Raw genomic sequence first — 22,747 nt, 5'->3', positions numbered from 1 at the left:
TGCAGGTGCAGGAGGTGCTCAAGCGCGATCCCCTGAGCGGCCACGTCTTCTGCTTCCGTGGCCGGCGCGGCAACCACGCGTCATAGTGCGCTCCTCCTCTCAGATCCCTGGCAGCCTTGATGCCTTATCGTCTTGTAGATGCTTGAGGTTCTTGGGCCTTCGCGCGATCACAGCCCGGACGCCTATCTGGACGGTCTCGGTGGCAAGCGCGGAGACAGGCACCTGCCAGGGCGCCGACGGCATGAGCTGACGCGCGGGCAGCACGTGCATGCGGATCAGCCGCTGAACGGAGCCGACGCAGATCCCGAGCCGCTGGGCGGTGGCGTCGACGCTGATCGTCTCCTCCCGGGCAGCGGCGGGATCAAAGGGCGGGATCCCCAACCGCTCACGCAGCGCCTTGACCCGGACCGTTGTCCAGCTCTGCCCGTCGGTGCCGCGGCAGCGCATCCGGTTGAGCGTGACGGCCAGCTCACGATCCGGCCAGTGCCCGCTCAGCTTGCGCAGCACCTCGACCGCGTTCGGAGCCCGGTCTGACGGATACCGGCCGGTGCGCACGCGGGCCACCCGCAGCTCCGTGTGACGGCCGCCGGTCCAGTGCACGACGAGCACCGCTTCGTTGGCGGCCTCGTCCAGGCCGACAACGACCTCCTGGACCAGCACGTGGATCAGGCGCTGCTTTGTCCGCGGATCGGTGGTGGGCGCATTCCAGGCAGCTGGAAGGTCGTGGGCGAGCCGCATCAGCGCAGCCCGGTCGATGCCGGGCGACGACGCCGCCTTCGTCGTCAGCTCCGCCAAGCGGTGCTCCAGCCCGGCGACCCGCTCCAAGGCCACGTTCCAGCGCGCCTCGAGCTCGCGCGCCACGTGACGTTTGGCCGGATCGACGAGGTCATAGCGACGAGCCGCGAGCCCTGCCTCGTAGCGCGCCGCCTCAAGCTCGCGCGACAGCCCCTTCCGAACCTCGTCGGTCGTGCGTGACGCCTGATCGGCTGCCAGCATCGCCGCTTCGATCGCCCGGTCCGACACCGCGTCCAAGATCGCAGCCACCACCGCACGATCGACCCGACCGCCTCCGATGCCAATGCACAGCCCCGAACCCACATGGCCGTCGTCGCCTCGGCACTGGTAGCGATGCGCGTGACCGGAACGCGTTCCGTAGAAGACGCGCATCATGCGCCCGCACTGGCCGCAGCGGGCGAGGCCCGTCAGCAGTGCTCGTCCGCCGCGGGCCGCCTTGCGCTCAGCGCGCTTCTGCATATGCGCGTTCTCCCTCAGGAGTGTCTGGTTCTCCTCGAACTCGGCCCAGGTCAGGCAGCCCTCGTGGTGGCGGCGGATCAGCATGGTCCAGTCAGCCCGCTCGCGGCGATGGCCGCTCGTCTTGCGCGCTCGACCCTCGACCACGCTGGTGCGGTCGCCCCGACGCCCGAACGCATAGGCGCCGGCGTAGATCGGGTTCTGCACGATCTGCACGACGCTGTGGTAGGCCGCCGCCCGCCAGGTGATGCGGCAGAGGGTGAGGTTGCGTCGCACGACGGGCAGCTTCATCCCGACCTCGCGCGCCCAGAGGAAGACCTGGCGCGCGCTGCCCAGCTCTCGGAACTTGTGCAGGACCAGCCGGATCGCCTCGACCACGTGCTCGTCCGGGTCGATCTCGATCCGCCCCGCCTCGCTCCAGCAGTAGCCGGGCGGCAGCGTGAAGCGCAGCTCGCCGCGCCCGGCCTTGGCGTCGCGAGCCGCGAGGCCGCGCTGGCGCATGAGGCTGAGCTCGTACTCGGACATGCTGCCCTTGAGCCCCAGCAAGAGGCGGTCGTTGACGTGACGCGGATCGTAGACGCCATCGAGGTCGATGACGAGCGCACCGGCCAACGCACACAGGTCGATGAGGTGATGCCAATCTTGCCCGTTGCGAGCCAGCCGCGACGCTTCTAGGCAGTAGACGGCGCCGACCCCGCCTTCGCAGATCGCGGCGACGAGCTTCTGAAAGCCGGGTCGGAGGGTGAGGCCCGACCCCGAGCGGCCCAGGTCGTCGTCGATGGTGACGACGGCGGCGAACCCCGCCGTTTTGGCCGCGTCCGCCAGGGCATACTGGCGTCGTTGGCTCTCCAGGTTGCCGAGCACCTGCGCGAGCGTGGACTGGCGCACGTAGACGACGGCGGCGCGGGCGAGGTGATCAGGGCTGATCTTCGGGCTCATGGCCGCCCTCCCTCGTCGCGATCGCCGCTGTGATCTGAGGGGCCGATGCGGTCTGGCCGAGCGCGGAGAGAAGCAGGTCGGCCAACGCCTGCACGAGCGTCGGTGCGTCGGCCGCCAGGAGCGGAGCCGGATCCGGCTCCGGTGCGAGGCTCACCCAGGTGAAGAGTGCGGCCCTGACGGGCTCGTCCGCCGTGGGCTGCAAGGCGGGCGGCAGGGCGAGCGGCCTCTCGACCTGGGCTTGCGAACCGAGCCAGACCGTACCCTGGCGCGATAGCACCAGGATCTCGGTGGCACTCGGATGGCGCACGAGGTCGTGCATGGCCTGCTCGATCTCACGCGCATAGTGCCAATGCACGTGTGCGGCGAGCACGCCGAGGGGGCGGCCTGCCTCGTCGCGAACGGGATGAGCGAGATCGACGACGCGCTGCGGCGCGTCCGCTGTCGCTGCCAGGGTGGCGGTCGCGGTGGTCATCTCGTGCACGTCGCCGACGTAAGGGGCGTGCAGGGCGGCCTGGAACCACGGGAGCGCGCCCAGAGCCTCGTGCTCCAGAAGGCCGTCTGTTGCCGCCACGACGCGGCCTGAGGCGTCGATGAAGGCGATCCAGGCGTAATTGCTGGACACCTGCCGGACGGTGTTCAGGATCGCGCGCTTCGTCTCGGGGCTGGCGCGTGGATCCCGCATCACCGGGAGGTCGGCCAGGATCCGCACGGCGAGCCAGCGCTCCCAAAGGGTGCGGTCGAGGCGGTCACGGGTCTGGACAGCAGTCTCGGCCAGCCCTTGGCCGATCTGGTCGCTGAAGCGGGCGGAGGCATCGCGCCCGACCAGGAGGGCGAGCAGCAGGGTGGCCAGCAGCCCGAAGGCGCCGAGCACGCCTGCCACGAGCCACCGCATCGGCAGCCTGAGCATCGCAGTCCCTCGTGCAGGCGGCAGGCACAACGGCTTGCCAGCGTCACTGGAGCGTGGCCAACGCTTCGTGTCTGGTGTGATTCGTGTGTACCAGAAGGAAGCTGGCTGGTCATCAACTTACTTCACAGATTGCAGCGGAAGTGTGTTCTCGCAGTGTTGCGCCAGGGCAATAGAGCATGAGTAGAATTGATGCTACCAATGTTTCATATTGGCTAGATCAACTAGCTTTTGGCTACGACGGAGAGCCAACGACCGGTGATCGTCACGGCGTGTGGTGACAACGCAGGCTGTTCGGATCGTCTGTGGCCGCGGTCAACGACGACCGGGCGTTCGCTCCAGGGTCACGCCCCAACCGCGCCGCCAGGGCGACGCGGGCCCGAGAAACCCGGCTCTTCACCGTTCCGGTTCGACAGCCGAGGAGCAGGGCCGCATCCTCGTAGGTGCAGTTGTGCCACCCTACCAGCAGCAGCGCCTCACGCTGCGCGACGGGCAGGATGGACATGGCAATCCACGCCTCCTTCATCTCGATCCAGTCGGTCTGGTTCGGCTGCGCCGTCATGCGCCCGGCCACCACCCCATCGACATCCTCGACCTCGCGTCGGCGCTTGCGGCAGGTCGTGTAGAACTGGTTGCGCAGGACGGTGGTCAGCCACGCGCTCAGGTTGGTGCCCGGTCCGAACTGGGCTTGCGCCTGCCATGCGCGCAGCAGTGTCTCCTGGACGAGGTCGTTGGCTCGTTCCTCATTTCTGGTGAGCGCATGGGCGTAGGAGTGCAGCGCCGGAATGTTTCCGAGGAGTTCATCGCAGAACGTCGTAGCGGGAGTCTGCAAGTTCGCGATGGCGGCATCGTAGCGGGCGACAAGATCCTGAAGCCGAGCAGGCAGGTCGTCCGTCAATATGGCCACATAGAGGGTCCGCAAACCTGCACCGAGGTATTCGCGTAGGTCCACCAATGGGCTGGGCTGTATGACCATGGACGACGCTGAGATCGGCGGACACACGGAGGGTAATTACTCAGGGGGTGCGCTCGGTCGTGGCGTGACTCCGACGAGGAGCGGATGCGGAGTGCTCGCGGCACCTCTTGCCGAGAGGTGATTTCGCTGATTCCCTCGTGAGATGAGCCGCAGCGATCTTGAGCGTTTGAGCAAGGAGGAGCTGATCGAGCTGGTGCTGCGCCTGCAGCGCCCGGAGAAGACCTCGCGCACCTCCTCCAAGCCGCCTTCCACCGACCGCAGGGAGCGGCGCGAGCAGGCCAAGCCCGGCGGCGCCAAGCCGGGTCATGAGGGCCACAGCCGGACGCTCAGCCAAGATCCCAACGAAGTCGTCGCGCATCGCCCGGGTCAGTGCCCCTGCTGCGGCGGTGCCCTGGCGGCCGACCTCCCGGCCGAGATCGTCAGCGTGTGCGAGCGGATCGAACTGCCGGAGGTGGCGCCGATCGTCACTCAGCATCAGCGGCTTTCGGTGCGTTGCCCGTCCTGCGGAACTCGGGTCGTGGCCGCGGTACCGGAGGCCGCACGCGGCACGCCGTTCGGCCCGCGCCTGCACGCGGTGGCGACCTACCTGAAGACCTTTCAGGCCTTGTCCTACGAGCGGCTGCAGGCCGCGCTGGCCGACCTATTCGGGCTCACCTTGAGCCAGGGCGGTGTGATGAACCTGCTGCGCCGGGCCCAAGGGCAGTTCCGCGCCGGTCGCGAGGCGGCCGTGTCGGCGCTGCGCCGGGCCGCGGTGGTGGCCTCGGACGAAACCGGGGTGCGCATCGAAGGCAGCAACTCGTACCATTGGGTCTTCCGCTCGGACGCGGCGGTCGTTCACCACGCCGCCCCGACGCGGGCCGCCGCGGTGGTGCACGCAATGATGGACGGCCACCGGCCCGCGGTGTGGCTGTCGGACCGCTACACCGCCCAGCAGGGGCACGGCGTGCAGCACCAGACCTGCCTGGCGCATTTGGCCCGTGACGTCGCCTACGCGGTCGAGGTCAGCGATGACCCCGTGCCGCTGCGCCTGCAGCTCTGGCTGGGGTCCGTGTTCAGCCTGGCCGAGCGCGTCAGCGATCTGGCCGCCGCGACGCTCTCGGCCAAGCGCCGGGCGCTGGAGCGGCGGCTGGCGGAGATCCTGTCCGCCCCAAGCCGGTGCGATCTGACCCGCGCTCTGCAAGCCAAGATCGGGCGAGCCCGCGACCAGCTCCTGGTCTTCCTCGACCATCCCGGCCGCGTGGCGGTCACGAACAACGCCTGCGAGCGCGCCCTGCGCCCGGCGGTGGTGCAGCGGAAGGTGACGAACGGCTACCGGGCCATGTGGGCGGCCGCGGGTGAGGCGGACGTGCGCACCGTCGTTGACACGGCGCGGCTCTCGGGGGCCGACACCTTCGGCACTCTCCTCAACACCATCCGTGCCTGATCGCGTCCCGCGCCGCCCCACCCCATCGCAGACGATGTCAGTCGGCTGTAGCGCGGCGATCTGGATGAGAGCGGCGCGTCAATCAGAATGACCGTCTGATGTCGCGGCGCAGGGATGATGGTCGGGTTGCTTGACGTGCGCAAGGTGATCCTGGGCCGCGTCGTGTCGCGGTGCGTCACTCAGGCCAGATCCTTGGTTGTCGCGCGGGTTGGTGGCCGGCCGGGACCGCGTTTCCGCTCCAGAGCCACGCGACGGCGATAGCTCTCCACGTTCATCTCGAAGATCGTGGCGTGGTGCACCAGTCGGTCGACCGCCGCCAGCGTCATGGCCGGATCGGGGAAGACCTTGCCCCACGCACCGAAGGGCTGATTGGCCGTGATCAGCAGCGAGCGGCGCTCGTAGCGGGCGCTGATCAGCTCGAACAGCACGCTCGTCTCCGCCTGATCCTTGCTGACGTAGGCCAAGTCGTCGAGGATCAGGAGATCGAAGCGGTCCAGCCGGCCAAGCGCCGCTTCCAGGCTCAGCTCGCGTCGCGCCACCTGCAGCTTCTGCACCAGGTCGGTCGTGCGGGTGAACAGCACCTTCCAGCCGCCCTCCACCAGCGCCAACCCGATCGCCGCGGCGAGATGGCTCTTGCCGCCGCCGGGCGGGCCGAACAGGAGCAGGTTGGCCCCCTGCGCGAGCCAGGCGTCGCCAGCCGCGACCGCCATGACCTGGGCCTTGGAGAGCATCGGCACCGCCGCGAAGTCGAAGTTGTCGAGGGTCTTGCCGGGGGGCAGGCGGGCTTCGGCGAGGTGCCGCTCGATGCGCCGGCGATCGCGCTCGGCCAGTTCATGCTCGGCGATGGCCGCGAGGAAGCGGGCGGCGGGCCAGCCCTCCTTGTCGGCCTGCTCGGCAAAGCGTGGCCACACGGTCTTGATCGTGGGCAGGCGCAGCTCGCTCAGCATGACGCCGAGGCGGGCGGTGTCGATGGGCGCGGGGGCCATCACGCGGCCCCCGTCGCGGCGGCGCCGAGCAGGTCCTCGTAGTGGCTCAGCGAGCCCAGCGCGACCGTGACGTGCGGGATCGCGGCCGGATCCGGCGCGAAGCGTGCGCGCAGGGCCGCGATGTCCGGGAGCCGTCCGGCGGCATGATCGGCGGCCAGGCAGGCGGCCAGTTCGGCCTCGCAGCCCCGCTCATGGGCGAGCGCGAGCAGGTCGACGGTGAGGCGGCAGGCCTGCCGCTCCGGCAGCGCGGCGCGCATGGCCTCGAAGGCCTGCCGGTAGGCTTCGCGCGGGAAGAGCCGGTCCCGATAGACGAGGTTGAGGAGCGCCATCGGCTTGCGGCGCAGTGCGTGGATCACGTGGCGGTAGTCCACGACCTGATCGTGCTGGCCGTTCGGCCGGGCCCGTCCGCGTGGCAGAGTGAAGAGGTGCGTGCCGCCGATCAGCACGTCGAGCCGATCGTCGTAGAGCCGCACGCGCAGGCGATGGCCGATGAGACGCGAGGGAACGGTGTAGAACACCTTGCGCACCCGGAAGCCGCCGGCGGAGGTGACGCGCACGCTGACCTCTTCGTAGTCGCAGGAGCGCCGCGGCGGGAGCGGCTGCAGGACCGCCCGCTCGCTGTCGATCCGCTTGGCATTGCGGGCGTTGCGGCGGCCCACCAGCTCATCGATGAAGGCGCGATAGGCCGGCAGGTCGGGGAACGCCGAGGTGGCCCGCAAGAGGAGCGCGTCGGCGATCGCGCGCTTGAGATGGCCGTGCGGGCCCTCCACCGCACCGTTCTCGTGGGCGAGACCGGCGTTGTTGCGGGTGGGCGTCATGCCGTAGTGGGCACACAGCGCCTCGTAGCGCCGGGTCAGGTCGTCCTCGGCGGGCTGATCGAGGTTGCGGAAGGCGGCCGAGAGGCTGTCGGTGCGGTGCTCGCGGGGGACGCCGCCAAGGGACCAGAGCGCGTTCTGCAGGCCTTCGGCCAGCGCCACGAAGCTCTCGCCGCCGAGCACGACGTGGGCGTGCTCGAAGCCCGAGTAGGCGAGCCGGAAGTGGTAAAGCCGGTGCTCAAGAGGCTGACCGGCCACGGTGACGCCGAGGTCGGCCATGTCGGTGAAGTCCGAGAGCCCGGTCCGCCCCGGCTCGTGGGTCTGACGGAAGATGACATCCTGCTCGGCGCCGTGGAGGGCGCGCCAGGCGCGGATGCGCCGCTCAAGGGTGCGGCGGATGCCGGCGCCGAGCTCGGGATGGCGGCGCAGGATCTCCTCGAAGATTGCTACCGGTCTCAGGCCGGGCGCAGCCTGGATCAGGGGCACGATCTCGGTCTCGAAGAGGTCGCCTAGAGGATCGGGCCGGCGGCGGCCGCGCACGCCCTTCTTCATCGACGGGAGGCGCGGATCGCGGGCGAGCCGATAGCCGGTGGCGGGGCTGAGGGACGCCTTGGCGGCGGCCACCGCAACCGTGTCGGTACGACGGTACTGCATGAAGAGCCTCATCTGGTGATCGGTCACGTGGCGGCCAGGCACGCGGGTGGTCCTCTCAAGCGAGATGACCCATTCCGCACGACCAGCCGGCCGAGATCACCAGACGCTGCACGCCCTCAAGGGCCCGCCGCTCTCATCCTGATTGACGCGCTCAAATCACCCTGATTGCCGCGCTACAGTCGGCCCATGCACCAGGCCGAACCACGTGGGTAATTACCACGGAGGTGTCGCGCTGTGCACCTTCTGAGGGTTGTCGCATCTCTGCACTCATCGCCGAAGGCGCCTGAACAGTGTCGCTGATCTCGTCCCATGAAAGCCAACTCGGCTGTTCCAGCGCTTCAGATACCGTCCCTCATGGATGTGGAGGTCGCCAGCGCCACCGAAGTGTTGCAAACTGTTCCTGACGGAGAGAGGCAGATCCTACCATGAGGAAGCTGGCTCGGCGAGAGACTGCATCCCGCTTTGACTCAAAAATTCCGTCTTTGTTGTGTTGCTATGAAGCAACACCATATAAGTAATATCAATGGTAGCTGCTTTCTGTGTTGGGGCAGCCAATTATCATTTGTGGTAACAACCATTTATGTCACTGCTTACTAGGCGAATGCTTGCCCAGCACAGCATTGATTGCCGTCATCGCGGTCCCGTCGAGATTGGCCGCGTCGCTTGCAGACATCCGATTTCCATGAAGGTGTTATCAAGGTGATGGGGATCACCGGCTGCGCCTGCACCCCACACTCGACATCGGTTAAGCTTTGCACCTCGGCATCACTTCATCTGCCGGGGACGAGCTTTTCATCAGTGTGAGAAGCCGCCGAAGCGCACCACCTCAACGTCGAAGGTGAGCGCGCGGTCGAACAGCGCGGTCTTGCGATACTGCCGCTGCTTGCGCCATTCAGGCTGGCCCTCCTCGCCGACGAGTCTGTCCTCCATCAGCCCCAACCACGTCAGCGGCTGAAGTACCCGGCTCTCGAACATCCAGGCGATGAGGTCCGCAGGCACTCGGTCCAGCGCGTCGTCGCTGATTGTGCAGACCGGCACCATGGACGCCGCGGTCGACCAGTCCTGGGCTGAAACCGAGAGGCTCCAGAGCACGACACCAAGGTGATCCTGAGGCCAGTGCTCAACGCTAATGCGGTCGAGGGAAGCGAGGTTGAGGCGCCAGAACACTGCCTCGAACAGCAGCCGAAACAGGCTCGCGCTCGCCTCCGCGGGTAGACGGGCCCGCGCCGCCTTGGTCGCCAGGAGGCGGCGCTCGCGGCGGCGCAGGAACCTGATGGTCTGCGCGAGCAGCCGGGTCACCTCTACGGGCCATACATCGGCCTCGTTGAGCACCTTATTCATAGCCAGGACCTGCGCCTTGTCATAACCGGGCCAGGACAGGGCCTCGAAGAGGGCGCGGGTGTCGGCGCGGGAGAGAGCGCCTCCGGCGGTTAAGGTCAGCCCGTCATTCGTTATCGCCCGCTCGATCAGCAGCCGCGTCGCGCCGAGCAGCGGGCCGCCCATCACCTCGGTCGCCGTCAACGTCGACGAAACCGAGATGGCTCGCGGCATCTCGCGCCCCTGGCTAAGCAGGCCGAGCACGCTCGCGGGACTGAGCAGGGCCCATGCGGGTAAGAGCGTCATGAGGATGCCGACGCCTCACGGCGCAAGCTCATCGGCACAGTATTCTGGACGCAAGTCTCGACGCCGAAGCCGATTTTCCCGGCAATCAACTGCGCGATCTCGATGTTGAAGGCTTCGTCGTGCCAATCGATGAGACCTTCGGAGGCATCGTTCCACATCTCGACGTCCAAGTATGGCTAACCACAAGGGCGATCACAGCACGGAGTATTAGGGCTTACCCGGGTTCTGTAACTGACCTCGAAGTCTCAAGACGCAGCTACCGACGTGGTCGGCCCGGTCCTGGCCGAACTACAGGGTTGAGCGCCTCCTCAAGCGGCAGCCCTTTTCGGAGCCGCGCATCGAGCGTTTTGGGCTTGATTCCCCTGGCTTGAGCTATCTCGGGGATAGTCATCTCCCGGCCGTTGTACCTGTATCGGCGGACGAACCGACGCCCGCGGCTCGCCTGAGCCTTTGTGCCCCAGAAGCAGTTCTTTGTACTGTAGGGCACGCTCATGTCGTGCCGGAGCAGGACGGTGCCGGGCGGCCTCTTGCCGAGGTCCTGCGCAAACACCCAGAAGTCGTTCCATTCGGATACGTGTGTGTTTTCAGTTTCATTGCACTTTTTCCTCATCATTTTCCAGGATCTATATCTATCATCGCTGCGCATAGGAGGCAAAGGGCTGGGCTGCCTGATCCTTTGACGTCCGAAGACTGGCGAAGATATGGTGGTAAGCTCGTGGGGAGAGGCTGGTACAAGGGGCTTACCCCGCTTGCCGGGTCCTGGACCTACAGGAGTTCCAAGCATTTCGTCGATCGGCCATCCGGCTCTCGCCCGTGCCCGGAGGACACCCACATTGATGTTGGTCTCCTTCGCCCACCCGGTCAAAGTCAGGGTCTGACCATTGAATGTGTAGAAGCGTGTCGTGGGTCTACGTGCGATGACCTCAGCCTTTGTCCCCCAGGTGCAGTTGTCCGGACTCCACCCTTGCCCGGGATCCCGGCGCATGAGTATCGCGTCCGGAGGCTTCGATCCCATGTCCCTCTCGAAAACCCAGAAATCCTCCCACTCGCGCACGATGGGCTGGCCTGAGACCCGTGATTGCTGCCTCATCGAAGCCCATGCGCTGTGGGCCGGATGATCGCTCACGCGTCGCCCCGGCTTGTGCCGCGGAGATCTGACGCGTCCACCCCGCTTGATCTTGCGACCCGCAGGGGCTGGTGCAGGCGTAGGGGCGGAGGCTGGTGCGACCGGCGGCAGGGTCCAGCGCATCTCGACGGCCATCGCCGAGCCCGCGATGCCGTAGCCGCTCCACTTGTCGGGAGCCGCACCCCAGGGCGTGGGCGACGAGTTGGGCGAATATCCTGGCGGGGCCTCTGGGCTCGACGGACCGGGCGGCCGTGCTCCCTCCCGACCTTCACTCTTCCGGCGGGCAACCTCGGCTTCCACAGCAGCGCGCACGAACTCTGCCATGCGGCCAGGCCCGGCCAGCGCGTCAACCTCGCGTAAAAGGGTATGCGGCATCCTGATGCCGGTCAGCTTCCCGTCGATCCTGCTCCTTGGCATGACCGGGCCTTTCCAAAACCGTTAACGCCTTCGTGGCGATCCGTGAACGGATTCATGCTCCGTTAACGCTTAAGCCAAAGCGTTAACGGAATGATGCGCAAAGCGCAAACGGTTAAAGCCGGAGGTCCCTCGTGCCTCTCTCTGCGCACGCAGGATTTGGGTCGCCGCTTCCCCTGCACTCCTGACGTGGCGGTGCCCTGCGGGGCACGCGCGCCAAGCGGACGCTCGTCAAGTTCGAGTTCTTTTTGTCCACAGGTATCTGGCGAGTTCGGGCGTCGCCTCGGGTGCGTTTCACATTCTTCAACACTCCTTGGGATCAATGAGGATGTTCGGGTGGACGTGAGCGCTGACCCACTCTCGGGCGAAACGCAATGCTCGCTCGCTCATGGCCATCTCCTGAAGGGGGTCAAGCACACACCAACCACGAGCCGCAAAGGAACGGCCGGGGAACGGCTATGGCAGGTGCATGGCATCAGGTTTCAAACTGAGCTTTACATGAAATCCATCATCATTGCGAGGCGGCGTCTGATCACGCTGCTTTGGCGCCTATGTGCCGCTGACCGCGAAAGGCGCTGTCTGCCGTGCGTTGCTGTGTGCGAGCGGCACGGTTCTCACCAGCGCCGCTCGCCAGAATTCAACGCCCGCCTCTGATCAGTCGAGCAGCGCGGCACCCTCCGTGAACTGCATGGCGGCCATGGCAAAGTCGTTGCGAACGTCCTGCGCGTACCGCTTGGCGGCAGGTCCGTAGATCCACTCCAGGGCGAGACCGGTCTTGCCGTGCCGGTCGAGCGTCTCCAGCCACGCCAGAGCCATCAGGGCGATCCCCGCCTCGACGCCGGAGAGCCTGTATTCGCGGCCCGCCGCGTCCGCGAGCACGATCGGCCACGGCGGCATGATGAGGTAGCGCACGGGCGACTTCATCGCGGTCATGTCGAGGTAGAAGTAGTGAAGGTCGAACGTAATGTTGGCCGTGTTGCACTCGCCGTAGATACGCTTGATGCTGTGGCGGAAGAGGTGATGGTTGCCGATCCAGGCGCCGAACTCGTTCCAGGTGCTCGTCGATCCATCGCTCTTGCGACCGCTTCGGGCCGAGGACGCCGACCAGGATGACGTTCACGACAGCGATCCCCGTCAGCACGCCAAACATCGTGCTCGTGCGGCCGGAGGTGATGATCGTTGCGCCCGCCAGCGGGGCCAGAGCCTGGGCAATCAGGTTCGGCGCTGCGAGACGCCCCATCGTGCTGTCCGACTACTCCGAACGTCTCGTGAGGCTCGGTGCTCAAGACGAGAATGTTGAGCGCCCTCGTGTTCGTCGCTGACGCTGTTAGAGGTTCGTTGTCCTGCCCTACATTGTCGGTTAGTGGGTGCCTCGGGCAGCATCAGACGTTCGATGAGGAAACGATGGACCTGAGAACACGGCGTCGGTTCGCGGCCTTGAGCATCTTGGTGGTCGACGACCAGATCGTTGTCCGGCAGATCGTCACCACCATCTGCCAGAAGCTCGGCTGTGAACAGATCGACGTGGCCAGCGATGGTGTCGAGGCCGTGCAGATGGTGCAGGACAAGCTCTACGCCGTCGTGATCGCGGACTGGAACATGCAGCCGGTCACCGGCATCCAGCTACTCCGTGCGGTGCGCACAGACCCGCGCCTGAGCGGGACGAAGTTCCTGCTCATGACCGCGCGCCAGGACGCCGCCTCGGTCGTGCACGCCAAGAAGGCAGGCGTCGACGCCTACATCGTCAAGCCCTTCTCGCCTGCCGCCTTGCAGGAGAAGCTGCTCACCGTTCTGGCCTGAGGACGTGAGACCCGCGCGGCTCAGGCGTTCCGGATGCCCAGATCAGGCTCCCGCACCTCGAAGTCCTCGGCCACGCCGGGGGCCGCCGCGAGCGCCGCCTCTAGGGGCTGAGGACGACCGAGCAGGTAGCCTTGCGCCAGCGTGCAGCCCATCGCCCGCACCCTGGTCCACTGCTCGGATGTCTCGATCCCCTCGGCCGTCACCGCCATGCCCAGGCGGGTGCCGAGATCCACGATCGCCTGCACGATCGCGGCCGTGCCCGGATCGTCCAGCCCGGTGATGAACGAGCGGTCGATCTTGATCTTGTCGAACGGGAACAGGCGCAGGTAGCTCAAGCTGGAGTAGCCGGTGCCGAAATCGTCCAGGGCGACGTGCATGCCGAGATCACGCAGGCTGCGTAGCACCTCGTGTACCCGCTCACCGCCGTCCAGCAGCACGCTCTCGGTGATTTCCAGTTCGAGGCGCCCGGCGGGAAGCCCGGACGCGCTCAAGGCAGCCTGCACGGTCTTGACGAGGCTGGCATGGCGCATCTGCACACCCGCGAGGCGGCCCAGTGCCTCCTGGGCGTAGGCGAGATAGCGCGTGTTGCGCTCCCCCGTGACCTGCGGCGCCACCTGCTCCAGCACCATGCCGATCACTTGGAGCGGCTGACGCAGATCATGCCCTGCCACCGCCATCAGCCGCGCCCGCGCCTCGGTGGCCTTGTGCGCCACCTCCAGGGCGCGCAGCAGTGCCTCCTCGGCCACCCGGGTGCCGGTCTGGTCGCGCACGATCTTGAGCAGCCCATCCGGTTCGCCGCCTGGCGAGGTGAGCGGCGTCATCACTCCGCTGGCCCAGAACCGGCTGCCATCGCGCCGCAGGTGGTAGCGGGTGTCCTCCGCTCGGCCCTGGCTGAGGGCCTGCGCGGCTTCGCGGGCCGGAACGTCGGCCTCGCGGTCCTCGGACGTGAAGATCAGATCGGCCGCCTGCCCGAGCACCTCTTGCGCGGACCAGCCGAACAGCCGCTCCGCGCCCACGTTCCAGCCGCGCACTGTTCGATCGAGGTTGATCTCGATGATGGCGTGCTCGACCGCGGCATCGAGGATCTGGTGCAGGCGCGCAGCCTCGCGCGCCTGCTGACCCATCATGCGTCTCGACATCGCGATCGTTCACCGACCACCAAAGGGTACGAGAGCAGACTGCAATCGTCAGGGTCATGCGCATCGCGGCCTGGAACGAATCACGATCACGCCGATCGGTGCCGCACTGCCCCGCCCGCTGCACCTGCGTCAAGCGCCTACTGCAAGGGCTCGCCCGTTGGCGGCTCATCCCCACTCAGGACCGCCTGCAACTTGAGCGCTACCTGCGACACCGTGAACGGCTTGGTGATCAGGTGCGTGCCCGGGTCGAGCAGGCCGTTGTGCACGATGGCGTTGCGCGTGTAGCCGGTCATGAACACCACCTTCAGGTCCGGACGCCGCCGCAGCGCCTCGTCGGCGAGGTTGCGCCCGTTCACCTCGGGCATGATCACGTCGGTGAGCAGGAGATCGATCTCGGGGTGCTGCGCCAGCAAGGCCAGCGCCGAGGCCGCGCTGTCCGCCGCCAGCACCCGGTAGCCGAGGTCGCCCAGTGCCTCGCTCGCGAACTGCCGCACCGCCGCCTCGTCCTCCACCAGCAGCACCGTGGCGCTCGCCATCGCCACCGGCAGGAGCTTCGGCTCGGGCACGATGATGCGGGTGTCCTCCAGACCGGTGTAGCGCGGCAGGTAGAGCTTCACCGTCGTGCCCTGACCGGGCTCGGAGTAGAGCTTCACGTGCCCGCCGGACTGCTTGATGAAGCCGTAGACTTGGCTCAGGCCCAGCCCCGTGCCCTTGCCCTGATCCTTGGTGGTGTAGAACGGCTCGAAGGCGCGCCGCAGCACCTCGGGCACCATGCCGGAGCCGTTGTCGCTGACCGCCAGCAGCACGTATTGGCCCGCCGCCACGCCGTGCTCGGCCGCGTACACCTCATCGAGATGCGCGTTGGCGGTCTCGATCGTCACCCTGCCGCCGCTCTCCGGCAGCGCGTCGCGGGCGTTGACGGCGAGGTTGAGTAGCGTGCTCTCCATCTGGTTGGGGTCGGCGAAGCTGCGCCACAGGCCGCCGCCCAGCACGGTCTCCAGCCGCACCGTCTCGCCCAAGGTGCGGCGCAGCAGGTCGGACAGGCCCGAGACCAGCGCGTTGGCGTCGAGCGGCCTGGGATCGAGCGGCTGGCGGCGCGCGAAGGCGAGCAGGCGCTGGGTGAGGATTGCCGCGCGCCTCGCGCCCTCGACGGCGTTCTGCATCAGCCGGTGCTGGCGCGCGTCGGCGTCGGGCATGCGCTTCTGGAGCAGTTCGAGCGAGCCCAGCACGATGGTGAGCAAGTTGTTGAAGTCGTGCGCCAGCCCGCCCGTGAGTTGGCCGACCGCTTCCATCTTCTGGGCCTGCCGCAACTGCTCCTCGCTCGCCTCGCGCCGTGCGGTTTCCGCCCGCAGGTGCGCGAGCGCGAGGCTCTCGCGGCGGGTGCGGCGCAGGGCGGTGAGCGTGAGCAGCACGAGGCCGAGCGTGGCGGGCACACCGAAGTAGAGGTGGCTGATCATCGTGGCGCGCCACTCGGCCAGCACCGTGGTGCGATCCAGGCCCGCGGTGACGTAGACCGGGTAGTCGGTCAGCTTGCGGTAGGCGTAGAGGCGCTCGCGCCCGTCGATGGCGGAGTGGGCCTCGTAGAAGCCCTGCTCCGCAGCGCGTGCGACGGCCGTCAGGAAGCCGCTGCCTGCGGGGAGCCGCTGCCCCGATGCCTGGATCTCGGGAGCACGAGCCAGGATGGCGCCGTCCGCGCGGATCAGCGTGATGGTGTCGAGCCCGCCCGCACGCACCTGGGCGTAGAAGTCGCGGAAGTAGGCGGGCTCGACCGAGATCGCCACCACGCCGCTGAATGGCTCGCCCGCACCCGCCCGGGCCATGCTGACCTGGAAGAAGGTGGTGCCGCCCACCCGCCCGCTCAGAACCTCGCTGATGTGGTCGGATCCGGGCGGCACGGTGCCGTCGCGGTGCACTTGAAAGTAGGTGCGATCCGAGACGTCGAGCCCGCGCGGGACCGGCACCCGCGAGGCGGCGACGAGCGGGTGAGCTTCCCGGTCGAACACCCAGATGTCGCTGACTTGCGCCAGCTTGCGGGTCATGGCCGCGAGGGAGAGGTGCAGGTCGGCCTCGCGGGCGCGGATGTCGGCGTCGTCGAGGCCGTGCAGGGCCTGTTGCACCTGCCGGGCGACGAGGTCGTGGGTCTCGAACACCTTGGTGGCGTGCTCGCGCACCACGTCGAGGGTGCGGGCAAGGCGGGCGCGAGCCTCGCGCCAGTGGCTCTGGTAGGAGAGCCCCGCCCCGGTGCCGAACACCAGCAGCGGCAGGATCAGGGCCGCGACGACGACGAGGCGCAGGGTGCGTTCGGCCGGGGTCGCGGGATGCTGCGGATCGGGAGCAGTTCCTGCGTCAGCGGTCGGCGCTGGTGACACGTAGCGGCACTCCCGGCACGGGTTTTGATCCTTGGGCGAAGGGGATGGCGGGAGCAGACCGCTCCCGGTAGCGGAACCTGCCAACTAGGGCGATACGGTCTGCACAGGAAGGCGCGACGCTGCGCGCCCGTGGTCGGGCCGGGAGGTCAGGCGAACTCCAGCGGAACGTCGACGTCGCACACCACACCTTCGGGCTCATAGCGCAGCCGCACCTCACCACCGAGTTCACCGGCCAGTCCCCGCTCGATCAGGCGCGAGCCGAAGCCCTGCCGCGTGGGCGGCGTCACGGGTGGCCCGCCGTGCTCCTGCCAGCGCAACGCCAGCCGCAGCCGCGCGCAGGGCGGCTCACCACCCTCGTCGATGATGCGCCAGATGACCGCGACGCTGCCGGTCTCGGTCGAGAGCGCGCCGTACTTGATGGCGTTGGTGGCCAGTTCGTGCAGCATCATCGCGAGCGCCAACGCGATGCGCGGCGAGACCCGGATCGGGTTGCCCTGCCAGCGGCAGCGCTGGCCATCCCCGCCGTGCAGACGCAGCGCATCCGAGACGATCTCGGCGAGATCGGCTCCCTCCCAGTTCTCGGCCGTGAGCACGTCGTGCGCCTTGGACAGGGCGATCAGCCGGGCGGTGATCGCCTCGCGCGCCTCGCTCAGCGATCCCGCGGTGCGCAGCGTCTGGGTGGTGAATGCCTGGACGGTGGCGAGCGTGTTCTTCACCCGGTGGTTCAACTCGTTGACGAGAAGCTGCTGGCGCTCGGCGGCCTGCTTCTCGGCGGTGCGGTCGCGCAGGATCTTGAGGAAGCCGACCAGCCCGCCGTCATCGTCGCGCAACGGCATCATCAGGCCGTTGGCCCAGAAGCGGGTGCCGTCCTTCCTCAGGTGCCAACGGTCGTCCTCCGCACGATCCTCGGTGACAGCCAGCCGCATCTCGGTCTCGGCGATGGCCGCGCGATCGTCCTCGGGCGTGAAGATGAGATTGACGGGAGCACCGAGCGCCTCCTGCTCGCTCCAGCCCATCAGGTGCTCGGCGCCCGCGTTCCAGCCGGTGATGCGGCCTGCCAGATCGGTGGTGAAGATGGCGTAGTCCCGTGCGCTCTCGACGGCGAGGCGGTAACGCGCCTCGCTGGCCGCCAGGGCCCCGCGGCTGGCGAGGAGTTCAACGTTGACCTGCTCCAACTCGGCCACGCGTGCCTGAGCAACCACGACGGTCGCCCGCGCGTCAGCGAGTTCGTGTTCGTGCCCTGCCTTGGCCGCGGGCACCTCGTCGGCAGTACGGCGGACCGCCTCGTCGAGGGAGCGGCGCAGCCGGGCGATCTCCGCTTCAAGCTCCGCCTCGCGCACGGTCGGAGGTGTTTGTGCGGCGTCAGGTCTGGTCAAACCGACGCTCCGCGCTCAGTCCTGCGCCACCGTGTGGCTGTCTCTGCCCTGTATCGCCCGACCTTCATCAGGGGCAGGCGGGGGGAAGGTTTCTGGTTCTCACCGCGGGGTGCTTCGCGGCTGCGGAGATCGGCATACATCCCTTCAGTAACGACCGAGCGTGTCCATTGGTTCACTGGCCCCTCAGCTATCGCGCACGCAAGTTCGCGCTCAGCCGGAAGGCTCTGGAGCGGTACTTGGCGTGCGAGCCGCCGTGCCGGAGCCACGGTCACGCTGTGGCGTCACGTACCTGATTTCGCAGGCACAGGCTCGAAGAATGTGATTGGTAAGCAGAAAGTGCTGTCTAAGAAATCAGGACCGGCGTCTTGCGAAGGTACGTCGTTCGACAGATCTGTTTGACGAGGAAGTCCGCGACGTCGGAGACCGACCGATTGGTGGCTGTCCCCGGTTCCAAAGACGGTCAACGCGATCAGCCGCGACGCGCCCGCGCGCTCCATCGTAGCGACCAGGATCCACGTCGCCTCCGAGCACAGGCTCACAGTCCGAACATCTGCTGGACCGGTACGCCCAGGGTCTGGATCACGACATCCACCGTGCACAGCGCATGCTCCACGTCGCCTACCTGCAAGGCGTCGCCGTCGACGACATCGAGGTTCTCATTGGTGATCGGAATGCGCGAAGCGGAGCGGGCGAAGGCACGAACACGGTGGCCGCTGGTGAGCGCTCGTCTGACCGTGGCTCAGCCCTTCTCCTTCCGCGAACGTCCAGAGCCCCTCCGCGGGCTGGTTACCATGGCATCGGGGACGGCGCGCTTCTCGGCCGCAGCCTGTTCACGGCGCTGACCGAGACCGATACTCTTGGCGAGTTCGGAGCGCTGGGCGGCGTAGTTGGCCGCCACCATCGGGTAGTCGGGCGGCAGGCCCCACTTCTGACGGTACTCGGCGGGCGTAAGGCCGCGGGTGGTGAGGTGGCGCTTGAGCGACTTGTACGGCCGCCCATCCTCCAGGCTGACAATGTGGTCCGCCGTCACCGTCTTCTTGATCAGCACGGGAGGCGTGAGCTTCTCACGCTCGCTCGCAAGCGGTGCACCGAGGCTGCTCAGCGCCTCGTGAACCAAGTTCAGGACGGTTGCGAGTTCGTCGGTCGGCACGGAGTTCTTCGAGACGTAAGCCGAGACGATGTCGGCCGTGAGCACCGTGAGGTCAGAGTCGGAGGTAGGGTTTTCGTCCATCGTATGCCCTTTGTTTGCACGCTCGCGCATCTGAAACGTGCTGCCTATAACGTCAACAGTCGGCGTGCAGTTGCCTGTGCTTGCCGCAGCATCACGGCAAAATCCCTTGCGAACTGGGAGCGCGCATCTGCCGATCACTGTCCAGCAGGCGCGCCATGCGCTCGCCAGAGCGAGAAAATTACCTCTGCTCCAGGCGTTCTTCAGGTCACCGCGCTCGGGTCCATCCTGGGTCATACGGGACGGCTGGAATGGTCATCATTGGCGGGAGTCGCCTCCATGCGAATACGAAAGGACGACGCAGGGCTTAGGTGCAGTCGCGGGTATCGCCGAGCGGGTTCGCCTCGGAGGATGTTGATGATCTGCCGCCTCGTCGGATTAGCGAGAGCGGCGAACACCTCCGCACTGATGTTTGTCACTTTTAGCACCCACGACATGTTTTTCGTTCTGTAGATTAAGTGATGTTTAAAGTGACAGTTTGGCATTTAGGTTGAAGTCAGCCTCGGGCGTGCTCCTCAAACGCTCGTTTGCGTGACGCTTGCCCATCACCCCTCCCTGGCGCATAACGGAAGTGTGGCAAATCGTGGAAACATGTCATGCGGGACTTCAAGGTCGCAGTGGCCGAGAATGGCAGGCTGGTTCTGCCTGCCGCCGTGCGGCGCCACCTCAATCTCGGTCGGGGTGGCATGCTGATCATCCGGGACGACGGTGGACGCTTTGTCCTTGAGAGTGCCGACGATGCCGTCCGTCGCGCCCAGGCCCTCGTGCGCCGCTTCGCGCCCGACGCGAGCGGCGTCGTCGACGAGTTCCTCGCCGAGCGGCGAACCGAGGCTGCACACGAGGATCGTTCGTGACCAGCGTGCTCGACGCTTCGGCCGTGCTCGCCCTTCTGTTCGATGAGCCGGGTGCCGACCAAGTTCGGGCCCACGTCGCCGAAGGGCTGATCGGCGTGGCGAACCTTGCAGAAACTCTCGCCAAGCTCGTCGACCGTGGCCTCCCACCTGCCGAGGCGGCCCAGGCAGTGACCATCCTTGGTATGCAGATCGTGCCGTTCACGGACGCTCAGGCGCGCACCTCGGCGGCGCTACGGCCTGCGACGCGGGCGGCGGGACTGTCTCTCGGCGACCGGGCCTGTCTGGCGCTCGCGCTGGAGCGCGGGCTGCCCGCCGTCACGGCCGAGCGGCGCTGGTCCGAGATCGCCGAGGCGGTCGGCGTCACGGTCGAGGTGATCCGGTAGGAGCGTGCGGATGCTGATCGGCTACATGCGTGTGTCCAAGGCGGACGGCTCGCAGACCACCAACTTGCAGCGTGACGCCCTGCTCGCGGCCGGGATCCGGCCCGAGCACCTGTACGAGGATCACGCCTCCGGCAAGCGCGACGCCCGTCCCGGGCTCGACGCCTGTCTCAAGGCGCTGCGCGAGGGCGATACGCTGGTGATCTGGAAACTCGATCGCCTCGGTCGCGACCTGCGCCACCTCGTCAACACGGTCCACGACCTCACCCACCGCGAGATCGGCTTGAAGGTGCTGGCGGGCCAGGGCGCGCACCTCGACACCACCACGGCCAACGGACGGCTGGTGTTCGGGATCTTCGCCGCGCTTGCGGAATTCGAGCGCGAGTTGATCGTCGAGCGCACCCGGGCCGGGCTCGCCGCAGCCCGGGCGCGGGGCAGAAGCGGGGGCCGTAAGCCGAAGATGACGCCCGCCAAGGTGCGGCTCGCCCAGGCCGCGATGAGCCAACGGGAGACGAGGGTGGCTGATCTCTGCCGCATCCTCGGCGTGACGCGGCAGACCCTGTACCGGCACGTGGATGCCAAGGGCGGCTTGCGACCGGACGGAGAGAAAGTCCTTGCAGATCTCTCGCCCTGAGCGAGACCAGGATCTGAACTCGATCACCTACTGGTTGGTGTTCAGATCGTGAAGTCGACACGGCGACCTCGACCGTAAGCCGTGTCGTTGCAAGGTCGCGACCAGTCACGCTATCCAGGCGCAGCCATACGCAGCCTCAGGCAGATCTCCGGAGAGGTGATCCATGACGGACACGGTTGTGCCCGGGCCGGATGTCGCGCCGCCGTGGTCGGAGCAGCAGCGTCTGGCTGCCTTGCGCACCTACGAGATCCTCGACAGGCCGCCGCAGCCCTCGCTCGACGCCCTCTGCCGCCTCGCCGCCCAGGTCTGCCACACGCCCGCGGCTGCCATCAGCCTGATCGACGAGGCACGCCAGTTCTTCGCGTCCGAGATCGGGCTGGGCATCCGTGAGGCGCCACCTCCCTCGGCCGCCCGCAAGCAGATGATCCTGAGCACGGACCTCCTGGTCGTCCCCGACCTGGAGCGCGATCTCCGCTTCGGTCCCGACCCGTTCGTCGTCAGCAGGCCGCATTTGACCTTCTACGCGGGGGCGCTGCTGCGAACCCCGCATGGGCTGCCCCTCGGTGTGCTGTGCGTTCTCGACGCTGGTCCGGGCCCTCGGGCCCTCGATGCCCGGCAAGCCGAGGCGCTGCGCACGCTTGCCCAGCAGGTCATGACGCAGCTTGAGAACCGCTGCCTGAGAACCAGCCTCGCGCGGCGAGAGGCGGAACTGGCGCAGGTGCATGACCTCGCGGGCGTCGGTGGCTTCGAGATCGACCTGCGCCACGGCTTCTGGAGCCACCGCTCCGTGCAGTACCTGCGCCTCCACGGCCTGCCGCCGGAGGCGGCTCGCGAGGGCCATGAGGAGTGGGTGCGACGCCTCCATCCGGAGGACCGCCGGGAGGCCGAGAGCCGTTTCCTCGATGCGGTGCGAGGCTGCGTAGACGATTACGCGGCCGAGTACCGCATCATCCGACCGAGCGACGGCGCCGTGCGCTGGATCGCCGCGACCGCGCGCATCGAGCGGGACGCGCAGGGCCGGGCGCTGCGCCTGATCGGGGCGCACCGCGACATCACGCGGCGCAAGGCCAACGAGGAGGCGCGCGAGCTTCTCACCCGGGAACTATCGCACCGAATCAAGAACATCTTCGCGCTGGTGGGCGGGCTGGCCACGTTGACGGCGCGCGGGCACGCGGCGGCCGAAGCCTACGCGGGCAACTTCCAGGCGCGGCTTCAGGCGCTGGCGCTGGCCCACGAGTACGTGCGCCCGCACGGTCCGGGATCCGGGCCGGTGACCGGGAACCAGACGGTCCAGGGCCTGCTGCGCACGCTGCTGGCGCCCTACGCCGAGGAGGGCCGTGACCGTGTGGTGGTGACAGGGGATGACGTGCCGGTCGGCGAGCGGGCGGCTGCGGCTTTCGCGCTGATCCTGCACGAACAGGCCACGAACGCGGTGAAGTACGGCGCCCTCTCGGTCGAAGGGGGACAGGTGCTGATCCGCATCGGCCGCGAGAAGGACCGGCTCATGCTGCTCTGGCAGGAGCGGGGCGGTCCGGCCCTGGCCGGAGCCCCGGAGCGTCAGGGGTTCGGCAGTCGGATGATGGCACGGAGCGCGAGCGCGCAGCTTGGCGGTGAGATCGCCTATGACTGGCAGCCCAAGGGGCTGGTGATGCGCATCACGGCACCGATCAGCAGACTGGCGGAGTAGTCCTCTCAGCCGGTAATGCTTTGCCCGCCATCTCCTCCTTGTTCGCCGTTCATCCGAGCGGCCTATGTACAATGGCCTATTCTGCTCCCAATAATTTGGAAAGTAGCGTAGCAATTGCGAAATCGGTGCCGAGTTCGATTATCATTCATTGAGATTCTTCTTGATCCTG

The 22,747-nt window shown here is 67.4% G+C and carries 18 protein-coding genes and 1 pseudogene; 6 read left to right on the top strand and 13 right to left on the bottom strand.

All coding sequences use genetic code 11. The annotated features are described in order from the left end of the window. Positions 1–99: 99 nt before the first annotated feature. The 3 genes from ACKUB9_RS16820 to ACKUB9_RS16810 form a co-directional block, all read right to left on the bottom strand. The gene (locus tag ACKUB9_RS16820; RefSeq protein WP_407523874.1) at positions 100–2,190 is read right to left on the bottom strand and encodes a recombinase family protein; all 2,091 of its coding nucleotides are present in this window, start codon (positions 2,188–2,190) and stop codon (positions 100–102) included. Continuing rightward, positions 2,168–3,061, bottom strand: coding sequence for a cache domain-containing protein (locus tag ACKUB9_RS16815; RefSeq protein ID WP_407523872.1), 894 nt, complete (start codon positions 3,059–3,061; stop codon positions 2,168–2,170). Before ACKUB9_RS16815 ends, ACKUB9_RS16820 begins: the two co-directional genes overlap by 23 nt. Before the next feature lie 298 nt (positions 3,062–3,359). Next, positions 3,360–4,001 (bottom strand): sigma-70 family RNA polymerase sigma factor, encoded by a 642-nt coding sequence (locus ACKUB9_RS16810; protein WP_407523870.1) that lies wholly within the window; start codon positions 3,999–4,001, stop codon positions 3,360–3,362. Between the two features lie 211 nt (positions 4,002–4,212). Between ACKUB9_RS16810 and tnpC the strand changes: the two genes are divergently transcribed. Next, positions 4,213–5,493, top strand: coding sequence for an IS66 family transposase (tnpC, locus tag ACKUB9_RS16805; protein WP_407523868.1), 1,281 nt, complete (start codon positions 4,213–4,215; stop codon positions 5,491–5,493). A gap of 179 nt (positions 5,494–5,672) precedes the next feature. On the opposite strand, the gene istB is transcribed toward tnpC, so the two are convergent. The 5 genes from istB to ACKUB9_RS16780 all read right to left on the bottom strand — a co-directional run bounded on the left by istB (position 5,673) and on the right by ACKUB9_RS16780 (position 12,035). Continuing rightward, the gene (gene istB / locus ACKUB9_RS16800; protein ID WP_290366021.1) at positions 5,673–6,479 is read right to left on the bottom strand and encodes an IS21-like element helper ATPase IstB; all 807 of its coding nucleotides are present in this window, start codon (positions 6,477–6,479) and stop codon (positions 5,673–5,675) included. Next, positions 6,479–7,990 carry an IS21 family transposase gene (gene istA, locus ACKUB9_RS16795; RefSeq protein WP_432760179.1) on the bottom strand — a complete coding sequence of 504 codons (1,512 nt, stop codon included), beginning with the start codon at positions 7,988–7,990 and terminating at the stop codon, positions 6,479–6,481. Before istA ends, istB begins: the two co-directional genes overlap by 1 nt. 753 nt (positions 7,991–8,743) lie before the next feature. After that, positions 8,744–9,571, bottom strand: a complete 828-nt coding sequence (locus tag ACKUB9_RS16790) for a hypothetical protein (protein ID WP_407523863.1) — start codon at positions 9,569–9,571, stop codon at positions 8,744–8,746. Continuing rightward, the gene (locus ACKUB9_RS16785) at positions 9,568–9,741 is read right to left on the bottom strand and encodes a hypothetical protein (protein ID WP_407523861.1); all 174 of its coding nucleotides are present in this window, start codon (positions 9,739–9,741) and stop codon (positions 9,568–9,570) included. Before ACKUB9_RS16785 ends, ACKUB9_RS16790 begins: the two co-directional genes overlap by 4 nt. A 2,024-nt stretch (positions 9,742–11,765) precedes the next feature. Then, positions 11,766–12,035, bottom strand: a complete 270-nt coding sequence (locus ACKUB9_RS16780; RefSeq protein ID WP_407523859.1) for a hypothetical protein — start codon at positions 12,033–12,035, stop codon at positions 11,766–11,768. Between the two features lie 480 nt (positions 12,036–12,515). On the opposite strand from ACKUB9_RS16780, the gene ACKUB9_RS16775 reads away from it, so the two are divergent. After that, positions 12,516–12,911 carry a response regulator gene (locus tag ACKUB9_RS16775; protein ID WP_407523857.1) on the top strand — a complete coding sequence of 132 codons (396 nt, stop codon included), beginning with the start codon at positions 12,516–12,518 and terminating at the stop codon, positions 12,909–12,911. Between the two features lie 20 nt (positions 12,912–12,931). Here the strand turns inward: ACKUB9_RS16775 and ACKUB9_RS16770 are convergent, their stop codons facing one another. The 5 genes and pseudogenes from ACKUB9_RS16770 to ACKUB9_RS16750 form a co-directional block, all read right to left on the bottom strand. Beyond that, entirely contained in the window at positions 12,932–14,038 is a 1,107-nt protein-coding gene (locus tag ACKUB9_RS16770; protein WP_407523855.1) for a sensor domain-containing phosphodiesterase, read from the bottom strand. 149 nt (positions 14,039–14,187) lie between these two features. After that, the gene (locus ACKUB9_RS16765; RefSeq protein ID WP_407523853.1) at positions 14,188–16,419 is read right to left on the bottom strand and encodes an ATP-binding protein; all 2,232 of its coding nucleotides are present in this window, start codon (positions 16,417–16,419) and stop codon (positions 14,188–14,190) included. A gap of 146 nt (positions 16,420–16,565) precedes the next feature. After that, positions 16,566–17,759 carry a sensor histidine kinase gene (locus ACKUB9_RS16760; protein ID WP_407523851.1) on the bottom strand — a complete coding sequence of 398 codons (1,194 nt, stop codon included), beginning with the start codon at positions 17,757–17,759 and terminating at the stop codon, positions 16,566–16,568. A 571-nt stretch (positions 17,760–18,330) separates the two neighbouring features. Beyond that, positions 18,331–18,519, bottom strand: a pseudogene (locus ACKUB9_RS16755) (NAD(P)H-binding protein); the annotation flags it as partial. A 15-nt stretch (positions 18,520–18,534) separates the two neighbouring features. Continuing rightward, on the bottom strand, positions 18,535–19,026 hold the full coding sequence (locus ACKUB9_RS16750) for a Ros/MucR family transcriptional regulator (RefSeq protein WP_407523889.1): 492 nt from the start codon (positions 19,024–19,026) through the stop codon (positions 18,535–18,537). Positions 19,027–19,619: 593 nt separating this feature from the next. Between ACKUB9_RS16750 and ACKUB9_RS16745 the strand changes: the two genes are divergently transcribed. The 4 genes from ACKUB9_RS16745 (at position 19,620) to ACKUB9_RS16730 (ending at position 22,578) form a co-directional block, all read left to right on the top strand. Then, positions 19,620–19,877 carry an AbrB/MazE/SpoVT family DNA-binding domain-containing protein gene (locus ACKUB9_RS16745; RefSeq protein WP_407523849.1) on the top strand — a complete coding sequence of 86 codons (258 nt, stop codon included), beginning with the start codon at positions 19,620–19,622 and terminating at the stop codon, positions 19,875–19,877. After that, complete coding sequence (locus ACKUB9_RS16740; protein WP_407523847.1) at positions 19,874–20,260, top strand: type II toxin-antitoxin system VapC family toxin; 387 nt, start codon at positions 19,874–19,876, stop codon at positions 20,258–20,260. Before ACKUB9_RS16745 ends, ACKUB9_RS16740 begins: the two co-directional genes overlap by 4 nt. Positions 20,261–20,270: 10 nt before the next feature. Beyond that, positions 20,271–20,891 carry a recombinase family protein gene (locus tag ACKUB9_RS16735; protein ID WP_407523845.1) on the top strand — a complete coding sequence of 207 codons (621 nt, stop codon included), beginning with the start codon at positions 20,271–20,273 and terminating at the stop codon, positions 20,889–20,891. A 163-nt stretch (positions 20,892–21,054) separates the two neighbouring features. Next, a complete protein-coding gene (locus ACKUB9_RS16730) occupies positions 21,055–22,578 on the top strand; it encodes a sensor histidine kinase (RefSeq protein WP_407523843.1) in 1,524 nt (507 codons plus the stop codon). The last annotated feature ends 169 nt before the right edge of the window (positions 22,579–22,747 follow it).

The sequence above is a fragment of the Methylobacterium oryzisoli genome (genome assembly GCF_046557895.1).
Taxonomy (GTDB): domain Bacteria; phylum Pseudomonadota; class Alphaproteobacteria; order Rhizobiales; family Beijerinckiaceae; genus Methylobacterium; species Methylobacterium oryzisoli.
This window is presented reverse-complemented; position numbering and strand designations above follow the sequence as displayed.

Excerpts from the sequence above, each read along its gene's own strand:
- ACKUB9_RS16820 (WP_407523874.1), bottom strand. The coding sequence starts at position 2,190 with ATGAGCCCGAAGATCAGCCCTGATCACCTCGCCCGCGCCGCCGTCGTC.
- tnpC (WP_407523868.1), top strand. The coding sequence starts at position 4,213 with ATGAGCCGCAGCGATCTTGAGCGTTTGAGCAAGGAGGAGCTGATCGAG.
- istB (WP_290366021.1), bottom strand. The coding sequence starts at position 6,479 with ATGGCCCCCGCGCCCATCGACACCGCCCGCCTCGGCGTCATGCTGAGC.
- ACKUB9_RS16790 (WP_407523863.1), bottom strand. The coding sequence starts at position 9,571 with ATGACGCTCTTACCCGCATGGGCCCTGCTCAGTCCCGCGAGCGTGCTC.
- ACKUB9_RS16780 (WP_407523859.1), bottom strand. The coding sequence starts at position 12,035 with ATGAAGTCGCCCGTGCGCTACCTCATCATGCCGCCGTGGCCGATCGTG.
- ACKUB9_RS16775 (WP_407523857.1), top strand. The coding sequence starts at position 12,516 with ATGGACCTGAGAACACGGCGTCGGTTCGCGGCCTTGAGCATCTTGGTG.
- ACKUB9_RS16770 (WP_407523855.1), bottom strand. The coding sequence starts at position 14,038 with ATGATGGGTCAGCAGGCGCGCGAGGCTGCGCGCCTGCACCAGATCCTC.
- ACKUB9_RS16750 (WP_407523889.1), bottom strand. The coding sequence starts at position 19,026 with ATGGACGAAAACCCTACCTCCGACTCTGACCTCACGGTGCTCACGGCC.
- ACKUB9_RS16745 (WP_407523849.1), top strand. The coding sequence starts at position 19,620 with ATGCGGGACTTCAAGGTCGCAGTGGCCGAGAATGGCAGGCTGGTTCTG.
- ACKUB9_RS16735 (WP_407523845.1), top strand. The coding sequence starts at position 20,271 with ATGCTGATCGGCTACATGCGTGTGTCCAAGGCGGACGGCTCGCAGACC.
- ACKUB9_RS16730 (WP_407523843.1), top strand. The coding sequence starts at position 21,055 with ATGACGGACACGGTTGTGCCCGGGCCGGATGTCGCGCCGCCGTGGTCG.